The 8,785-nt window shown below is 52.9% G+C and carries 8 protein-coding genes; 4 read left to right on the top strand and 4 right to left on the bottom strand.

Annotation, left to right across the window (positions count from 1 at the left end):
• Window positions 1-224, bottom strand: a 224-nt coding sequence (locus ABYT07_RS16775) for a hypothetical protein (RefSeq protein WP_372993184.1), incomplete at its 3' end; no start/stop codon positions are given.
• A 228-nt stretch (window positions 225-452) separates the two neighbouring features.
• Here ABYT07_RS16775 and ABYT07_RS16770 point away from each other — a divergent pair.
• The 4 genes from ABYT07_RS16770 to ABYT07_RS16755 all read left to right on the top strand — a co-directional run bounded on the left by ABYT07_RS16770 (window position 453) and on the right by ABYT07_RS16755 (window position 6,087).
• On the top strand, window positions 453-1,592 hold the full coding sequence (locus tag ABYT07_RS16770) for an acyltransferase family protein (RefSeq protein WP_372993183.1): 1,140 nt from the start codon (window positions 453-455) through the stop codon (window positions 1,590-1,592).
• A 222-nt stretch (window positions 1,593-1,814) separates the two neighbouring features.
• On the top strand, window positions 1,815-3,935 hold the full coding sequence (locus ABYT07_RS16765; RefSeq protein WP_372993182.1) for a GumC family protein: 2,121 nt from the start codon (window positions 1,815-1,817) through the stop codon (window positions 3,933-3,935).
• A 59-nt stretch (window positions 3,936-3,994) separates the two neighbouring features.
• Window positions 3,995-4,882, top strand: coding sequence for a hypothetical protein (locus tag ABYT07_RS16760; RefSeq protein ID WP_372993181.1), 888 nt, complete (start codon window positions 3,995-3,997; stop codon window positions 4,880-4,882).
• A complete protein-coding gene (locus tag ABYT07_RS16755) occupies window positions 4,879-6,087 on the top strand; it encodes a glycosyltransferase (protein ID WP_372993180.1) in 1,209 nt (402 codons plus the stop codon). Before ABYT07_RS16760 ends, ABYT07_RS16755 begins: the two co-directional genes overlap by 4 nt.
• A gap of 148 nt (window positions 6,088-6,235) precedes the next feature.
• On the opposite strand, the gene ABYT07_RS16750 is transcribed toward ABYT07_RS16755, so the two are convergent.
• The 3 genes from ABYT07_RS16750 to ABYT07_RS16740 all read right to left on the bottom strand — a co-directional run.
• Window positions 6,236-7,183, bottom strand: a complete 948-nt coding sequence (locus tag ABYT07_RS16750; RefSeq protein ID WP_372993179.1) for a glycosyltransferase family 4 protein — start codon at window positions 7,181-7,183, stop codon at window positions 6,236-6,238.
• 250 nt (window positions 7,184-7,433) lie between these two features.
• A complete protein-coding gene (locus ABYT07_RS16745) occupies window positions 7,434-8,474 on the bottom strand; it encodes a class I SAM-dependent methyltransferase (RefSeq protein ID WP_372993178.1) in 1,041 nt (346 codons plus the stop codon).
• Between the two features lie 208 nt (window positions 8,475-8,682).
• A partial coding sequence (locus ABYT07_RS16740; protein ID WP_121095842.1) for an IS3 family transposase occupies window positions 8,683-8,785 on the bottom strand: 103 nt, incomplete at its 5' end.

Raw genomic sequence — 8,785 nt, 5'->3', positions numbered from 1 at the left:
TCGAGACAGATGCGATAATCTCCTCCTGGCAGGAAGCATTGTGCGAAATAGCCGTCAGCATCGGCTTTCATCGGATTTTCCTGAGTATAGGTCAGGTGCTGATCCTCGTAGATTCTGGCCAAGGAATCCGTGCCGGAGAGGTAGATGTGAAGGCGCGCGCCCGATATCGGTACGCCATTAGTATCAACGGCACGTACCGCACTTTGGTGGTTAAGTAATCCCATTTCGCATCTCCTTTGGCTGAGAGCGCGCAGAGACTGCGGCCCTCGCTGGGTTCGTTGCCTAAAAACTGACGGAAGCTGATTAACAGGGACTTCCGGACAGTACGCCTCATAGGCAACGCCCCCTGCAGAGGCCTTGGCGAAACCCACTCTTTGCATGGACTACGCTTGTGCTATGTCGCAACGGCTGCTAGCCCGTGAGGGGTCCAAAGATTGAAGATGGTCCTCACGATGTCCCAGACCTCCACCGCGATGCCAGTTCGGACCCAGCATCTTCCGGCGATTCAATGGCTTCGGGCCTTCGCCGCTATTTCTGTAGCAATCGGTCACATCCTGCATGAAGCGACTAAGATCCGTGATGCCAGTCCTTTAATAGAACGCATAGGCAGCGGCCTGCCTTTCCAGATTGGCGTCGATATCTTCTTTGTGATTAGTGGTTTTATCATGGTCTACGTGACCTGGGGAAAACTTGATCGCCCTGGGGCGCATTGGCATTTCTTGCGGGCACGGCTCATACGCATCGTGCCGCTCTACTGGTTCTATACGCTGCTTCTGGCTGCGGTCGCGCTCACTGTGCCTTCGGTTCTTGATACAGCCGTCTTTTCGGTCAAACAGCTGTTGTCCTCGTTGTTATTTATCCCCGGGCTTTTCGGAGCCGACGCCCGTCCGTTGCTGAAATTGGGTTGGACTCTCAATTACGAGATGTTCTTTTATGCTGCCTTTTTTCTGGGCATCCTGTTTGGGGGGCACCGGACGCCATGGGTTGTCTTTATTGGCCTGTTGTCGGTCATTTTTGCGCGCCAATTGGGATGGCTCAGTACATTGCCGTGGCAGGTCTGGGCTGATCCTATTGTTTTGGAATTCTGCTTTGGCATGGGGATCGGTGTCCTTTACCACCGCGGGGTTCGGTTGAGGCCGCTTGCCGCGGCATGTCTGGTGGCATTTGCTGTCGTGATGCTCACCCTTACTCTTCCGAATTTGGCATGGGCCACACGTTACTGGGTGCTAGGTGTCCCATCAGCGCTTTTGGTGTTTGCTTTCGCGTGCCTACAGCGCTCTCCGGACACGCAAATTGGGGCGTTTGGGCGCTTTTGTGCTCGGGTCGGAGATGCTTCCTACACGTTATACCTCATGCATCCTTTTGTGATCAGTGCTATTTTCATTATATGGCGGACGCTGGATTTTAATGGTTGGAGCTACGTCGGCGTTACGCTTGCCGTAATCGTCGGGGGCGCGCTTCTTGCATATCATTTGATCGAGATCCCACTAACAGCCGCCGGGCGGCGTTTAGCGGGCTTCGTCACTCGGCAGGGTGCCGTCACTTCGGGGATTAGCAAAAGCCCTTCAAAGGGTGAGGCACCTTTCCAATGAGCGATACTCAATAGTCCAAAACAGGTGGCAGAATAATTGCTCCCGAGCGTAATCAAGCAAACATTGATCTGAATGCCCTCAAAGTCTGAGCTGCCTTCTTCTTGATCTCTTGTAGCGGGTAAATGAAGGCACAAAGTCCGTGCTGACAATTCCTGTGGTATCTAAGCCCAAAATAGGCCAAGTACCGTGTATCCTTTGTTACGCGCATTCACGAGATCTAATATGTCCAACAGACCGACTTCACTGGCTCAACCGGCACAGGACGAACTTGACCTGATGCAACTGCTGGGCTTGGCGTGGCGCGGAAAGTGGATCATCGCAATCTGTATTGCGGTATGTTTGTTAGTTTCGATCGTGTACGTCCGTGAAATCGCCGTGCCCCGATACCAAGCTACGGCGAAAATACTGATCTCGCAGCGCTCAGCACAAGTGATCGATTTCGAAAGCGTCGTGTCGGGCGTTTCAGCGGATGCTGCGGCCATCAATACTGAACTCGAAATTATCCGCTCTCCAGCCATGATCGAAAAGCTGGTTAAGGATATGGCGCTGTACGAGGATCCCGAGTTCAACCTCTACCTGCGCGAGATCAGTCCATGGTCTATTAAGGGGATCACGAACTGGTGGCGCGCGATGGTGTCCGGACCGGCTCCGGTCCGCCCCGAACAGACCGAGAGTCAGGCCATTGAAAGTGCCATGAACATGGTGTCGCGGTCGCTTAGATTGCAGGCCCAAGAGAAGACCCACCTCTTTGACATCTATGTAACGACGGAGGAGAAGAAAAAGTCCGTCCGGATGGCGAACCGTCTCGCCGATCTCTATATCGAGCAGCAGGTTGGGACCAAGTTCGAGGCCGTTGGTTACGCTGTCGACTGGCTTTCGGACCGGGTGGTCGAACTTGGTGCCGAAATGAGTGACCGGGAAGATCAGATCAAAGTGTTGCGCGCGGATACCGGCATGCTTAATGAACAGGATCTCGATGCGTTGTCCCTTCGGCTACGTGACCTGGAAGACAGGTACGCCTCGGCGTCGGACGCACTGGAAGTTGATCGCAAACGGGTCGAGCAAGCGCGCGCCCTGCAGGAGAGCGGTGATACAGAAGGGCTCATCCAACTTCTTAGAGATGTCTTACCACGTCGTATCCTTGATAACCTGCAGGGACTTTCGGACGGGAACACGACTGCCCAACAGCAAATTGACGCACAAATCAGACTACTTGAGGCTGGGGCACAACGCCAGCAAGAGCAACGGGGTTCCTTGTACACTGCATTGATCAGGCTTCGGGATGAAGTTGATGTCGAGACCCAGAAGTTCACCCAGCTGAGCGCCGTCATCCGAGAAGCAGAATCCACACGCACGCTGCTGGACACTTTTTCTGCACGCCTCAAAGAAACCTCGCTGCAGGCAGGTTTACAGCAAGCTGACAGCCAGTTGATCTCGCCAGCGCGCAACGGTTTGCAGGTAGAGCCCCGAGCAAAACGGACCTACTCTCTTGCAGTTGTTTTTGGTGTCCTGATGGGCTTGTTTTTGATTGTCGTGCGGCAGTTCACCCAAAATGGATTCCGGTCCAGTGCAGAGGTCACGAACAGCACTGGCCTTCCCGTTATCGGTCAGCTTCCGATCATTCCGATCAAGCGGCGCGACCAGCTCATCCCTTATCTCATGGAAAAACCGACCTCAGCCGCTGCTGAAGCTATACGCAACCTGCGCACCTCGCTCACGATGCTCGATCTAGAGACGTCACCACAGGTCATTATGTTGACCTCTTCGATTCCAGGTGAAGGCAAGACAACTACGTCGATCGCGTTGGCGATGAATTTCGCCAAGCTTGGGCGCAAGGTTCTGTTTATCGAAGGTGACATCCGGCGACGGACCCTCACTAATTATTTCAAGCAGATACCTGGTTATGGGTTGGTAGACGCCATGTCCGGCGAGCGCCCTTGGGAAGAGGCCGTGATACATGACGATGACCTGGATATAGATATTCTAATGGGACAGACAAGTAAGACCAACGCCGCTGACCTGTTTGCCTCGGCTAATTTTACAAGGCTCATGAGTGCGGCGCGGGAGCGCTATGATCACATCATCATCGATACACCACCGGTCCTTTTGGTCCCGGATGCACGGCTGATCGCGCGTCATTGCGACACGCTTGCCTATGTCGTGCACTGGGACAGTACGGACCGTGCACAGGTCGCGGATGGTTTGAGCCAGCTTCAGTCCTTGGGCATCAACGTGACCGGTATCGTGCTGTCGCAAGTCGACCCCGCTGGTATGAAACGCTATGGCTACGGCAATCGTTACGGTGCCTATACAAGCTACGATACAGGATATTATTCGAACTGATTTTCCCAAATGTATTAGGGTAAATTAACAATTTAAACTCCGAACGGACAGGAGCCGACGTGACAATCACGGCCTTTTTCAACCGTGCCCGGCGGTCTATTTCAGGGCGGTATACAAGTTACCGCTGGCGTATTTTTGAAGGCCTAAAACCGGTTTTTCGTCGCCGTTTTGGCGCTCCTGCCCGCGGCACGGTTTTCATTTTTGGCTGCCAACGCTCGGGCACGACCCACATGGAAAGACTGTTCCGTGCAGATCCGCGTTCAGTGGTGCATGGCGAATTCAGCGATCTGTCGGTAACCCCGGACAGCACCTTGTGGATGCCATTTGATCAGATGCGTACCCTCATTGACCACGATGCTGCCCGCTACGTGGTTATCCGCTCTCTTCTGGCCTCTCACCGGGCAGTAGAAACGCTGGAGTACTGGCCTGACGCCGCCGCCTTTTGGGTTTTTCGCGATGCCAACAGCGTGGTCGATTCCATGATACGTAAATGGGGTGGAGATTTCTTCGAAATATCGAAGCGGGTCGAAAGCGCTCCCGACGGCCAGTGGGACTTGGCAACGCTCTGGCAAGATATTCAAAAAGAGGCACGATTCCTCGCTCCCGATGCCGAAGGGGACGACCATATCAGGAACGTTTACGCGCTGTTCTGGCTCCATCGGAACCAGTTGGTGTATGATCTTGATTTAGCAGAACATCCCCGCGTAACTATGATTGATTATGCTGACTTTACCGCCACCCCTGAGGTCTATCTTGACCACGGATTGGCGATCGCAGGGGTGCCGCCGGTCGGCTGGCGCTACAAGCTCAAGACACGTCGGCTGGATGCCGCCACAACGGCTGGTAAACCCCAGTTTTCGCCAACGGTCCAAGCGCGCTGTGATGCGCTTTATCAAGCGTTGCGTCAGAAATCGGGTATTTCTTCTGAAAAGGCGTGCCCGCAGTGACGCTTCTGGTTGCAACGCAAGATCCGAATACCCCGTCCGAGACTTATGTCCGTCAGCACATGCGGCTTGTTGCTCCTGGCGCGACAGTTGGCGTTGCTTTCCAAGACACAGGCACGCAGCAGCTGGATATTCCTTTCCATGTGGTGCGCCGCAATGCGGGACCGCTGGCCAGAAAGCTTATGACAATTTACGGGCTTTGCGCCCATGGCTTTGCCGGCACACCGGTCGGGGCTACTCGTACTGCGCTACGAGACTTCATGAAACAGAACGATGTGTCGGTGGTGCTCGCTGAATTTGGCCCAACCGGTGCGGCGCTGCGCTCGCTTTGTCGTGAATTGAACATTCCTCTGGTCGTAAACTTTCACGGCTACGATGCGACCGTGATGCCCCGGTCGCGCCTTGTCCGGCACGCTTACAGACTGCTTGCCCGCGACGCTCAGGCGATCATTGGCGGATCAGAACATTTCCGGGAACGGCTGATCGAGTTGGGCTTTGCGCCGGATAAGGTGCATGTAGTGCCCTGCGGCATCGAGACTGAACGTTTCGGGCGGGCATCTGATCGCAACGGTCGACGCCTCGTGGCTGTTGGTCGCCTTACGCCCAAAAAAGCACCCCAATTGACACTCCAAGCCGTAGCGCACGCACGCGCCGAGGTACCTGATTTAACGCTCGATATTATCGGAAACGGTCCGATGTATGCCGCATGCGAAGCAGAAATCACACGGCTGGGCCTCTCGGATGCTGTCACACTGCACGGGGCGCTGGATCACGACGCAGTGCGCAAGGTGCTAGCGCAAGCTGATGTTTTTGTTCAGCATTCGGTGGTAGCGCCAAATGGCGACACCGAAAGCCAAGGCATTTCCTTGGTCGAGGCGATGGCCTCAAACCTGCCCGTGGTAGCGACGGACCACAACGGCTTCTCCGAGACAGTGACTCACGGCCAGACAGGTTATCTGGTGCCCGAAGGGGACGTGGAGCAAATGGGTCAGCATCTGATCACCCTTTTGCAAGACCCGGTCTTGCGCCAAACCATGGGAAATGCTGGACGTGCGCATGCAGTCGAGCATTTCGACGCGGTGCCGGTCACGAACCGGATGCGAAAAGTCCTTGGCCGCTTTGCAACGCCTTGGGAAAGTGCTGGCTTCGATAAGTTGGGAAGATATACGATAACTCAGAACTTGGATGATCCTGAATTCCTCGAGTAATCTGAGCGTTCCTCACTTCAGAATACCATGCTTGTGCATATTTCAGGCCTTTTTTTACCAAGTATACTTTTAAAAAATGATATCAAACCGGGTACGGGTCAAACACTTCACCAACCGCTTGGGATCAAACTTGGTTTAAATTGCCCATTCAGCTCTTAATATAGCGCTTAAGCGCGCGCTTCCAGATTTCCAGCGCCTGACGCCCTTTGATAAGTGCTGGCATCAAGCTGGTTCTAGTCAGAGACGGATCGTCCGGAAGCTGTCTAATCAATTCATCCCATTGCGCAGCCCGCATTTCGGGTCCGAAATTATGCTGGACATCTTCGCTTGCCCTCTGCCCTAATTTTTTCCGCATGGCTGCATCCCGGATCACACCCGACAAGGTGTCGTACCAATCGTCATCTGCACTGAGTAGGCCGTTGTGACCGTGCTGGATTGCCTGAGCATACGTTAGGGTCGGAGAAGCAACAGTTGGCACACCAAAAACCCCAGCCTCGATATACTTTAACTCACTACGTGCTTGTGCGAATGGGTCGCTCTGGTCGAGCGGCACGAGATTGATATCTGCTTGCCCTGGCATCGGCATAAATTCTGCATAGGGAACAAATGAATGGTACTCGAATCGGTCGCCAAATTTCCGGAACTGTTCATCAAAACGTAATTTGCCAACTAGCAAAAGACGGGTTTCTGGGTGGGTTTCCAAAAGTTTGAGAAGTGCTGGCTGAACAATTGAAAAATCAGCGTCGTGATGCCCAGATCCACTGAAATAGGCCATCGTTACACTTGTATGTTCTGCGCCCATAGAGTTTTTTACATTCTTTGCGACATTCAGAAGGGTTTGCGACAAGCCATTGCGCATAACGACACAGTGCGGGTGAAATTCTTTGATCCGATCCTTCAGGTAGTCTGTAGAGCAGGTCACCAGATCGGCCATCTTCATTGCCGAACGATAACGGTCTACCGCTTCTTTAGAAGACCCCGCGGTCCCGAATTGGCTTAGATGATCAACTGCCGACTCATCGAATAACAGGTCATCGACATCATAGATGATGGCGCAATGGTCAGCCCGGGCCAGTTTCATTGCACGCAAGGTCATAGAATCCGCTGCGACACGGTGAAAGACGATTGCTTTTCGCGCTCTGGGCATATCACGATAAACGCACCCTACATTCGTGGTCCATGCGGCACTATCAAGGTATTGAGCAGGCTGAACGCATCGCAATTCAGTGGTCCCATAGCCCAAAATGGGGGTCTTCGAAAGGAACTGAATGTCAGGAGTTTCTAGGAACATCTCAGGACCTTTCGATACTAGGCATTTGAATGCGTAAATAGATATAAAAGCTGTATCAGGCTTTCTGTGCAATTATTCCTATAAATTCGCTTTTAACTTTATTTCGCGCCGATTCTTCAGATTGTTCTTTGGATGGCTTACGGAGCGTAGTACCATCTGGAACTTTTTGATTGGGCCGGTACCCAGCTTCAAGCTTCGCGCTCGTCCGCGATAACTTGTCAAAGTTACCGCGGACCATTTTACGTTGGATACTATAGCCGCTTTTTTTAAGAGCCTCTTGTAGCGATCCCCAAGTAAACAAGACTAAGTGCCGCGGCACTTCTAAACCTCGCCAATAGCTAGAATAGACATCTCGACCGACAGCATCAAAATTTGGTGTTTCAATGTGCAATAGGCCGCCCGGTGCCAACATATCATGACATTGCGCAAAAGTTTCCAAAGGATCATGAAGGTGTTCTACAACGTGATTCAGGGTGATCGCCTGAAAGAAACCTTTCTTGTCATGCCAAGCTTCGCTTCCACCTTGGCGCAAGTGAGATGTATATTTTATAGCCAGTTCACATGCGGATGGGTCAGGATCACAACCATACACTTCCCATCCAGAATCTTTCGCAGTCTGCAGGAAATCCCCGTTGCCGCAGCCGATATCCAAAAGACGCGCAGGGCCCTTTTTTGGAAAAGAAATGAACCTGTGTTTCCGGTCTAGGGTGGCCGAGATACCGGGGAACGCATGGATACCCAAAAGGCCAAGCGGCCCGAGAGAGGGACTGCCTTTGCCATAGTGACGATTCACGTAACTCCCACGCATCAGCTCGAGTATGCGTAACTTCAAAGACTGTCCCGGCCTTACATCAGGAAGCCCGCTCTCATGGGTGTAATAGCTCGAATAAGCTCGCCCAATTGTTTCAGGGGTGGGCCGCCGGTCTATAAATCCAGACTGGCACTTGCTACATTGCTGAACATCCCAGAAGCCCGGAGCGTTACCAAAGACTATGTCGCCACACCTCGAATGGGCAATATTAAATTCTTGGCTTCCACAGACTGGACAGCTCTCAAGTATCTCAAGGTCTGCTTCTGGCCAGGTAATCTGCTCCATCTATTATCCTCTCAGGAAAGCGTAATTTTAACAGCCAACGTAGGCCATAACAGACCATAAAGTGCCCCTATCTTATTGGCAAACCCGTTCATTTTTTGCACATTGTAAACTAGGATGCGGAATTTTCCTGAACTTTCTGGATATCAAGGAGACAGGAGGACGGCTCGGTATGGACCTGTCGCGCTTTCGTGCCGCCCCAAGTGCTCGTTTAAGCCACCTTTCGTTCGAAGGCGACAGGACTTTTCCAGCCCAGTGCTGAGTGGCGGCGACGCGGATTGTAGAAGCCGTTGATGTATTCGAAGATCGCCATT

The organism is Sulfitobacter sp. (genome assembly GCF_041552635.1).
GTDB lineage: Bacteria > Pseudomonadota > Alphaproteobacteria > Rhodobacterales > Rhodobacteraceae > Sulfitobacter.
The sequence above is the reverse complement of the archived record's forward strand: the minus strand, read 5'-3'. Positions and strand labels throughout refer to the sequence as shown.

Excerpts from the sequence above, each read along its gene's own strand:
- ABYT07_RS16765 (WP_372993182.1), top strand. The coding sequence starts at position 1,815 with ATGTCCAACAGACCGACTTCACTGGCTCAACCGGCACAGGACGAACTT.
- ABYT07_RS16770 (WP_372993183.1), top strand. The coding sequence starts at position 453 with ATGTCCCAGACCTCCACCGCGATGCCAGTTCGGACCCAGCATCTTCCG.
- ABYT07_RS16750 (WP_372993179.1), bottom strand. The coding sequence starts at position 7,183 with ATGACCTTGCGTGCAATGAAACTGGCCCGGGCTGACCATTGCGCCATC.
- ABYT07_RS16745 (WP_372993178.1), bottom strand. The coding sequence starts at position 8,474 with ATGGAGCAGATTACCTGGCCAGAAGCAGACCTTGAGATACTTGAGAGC.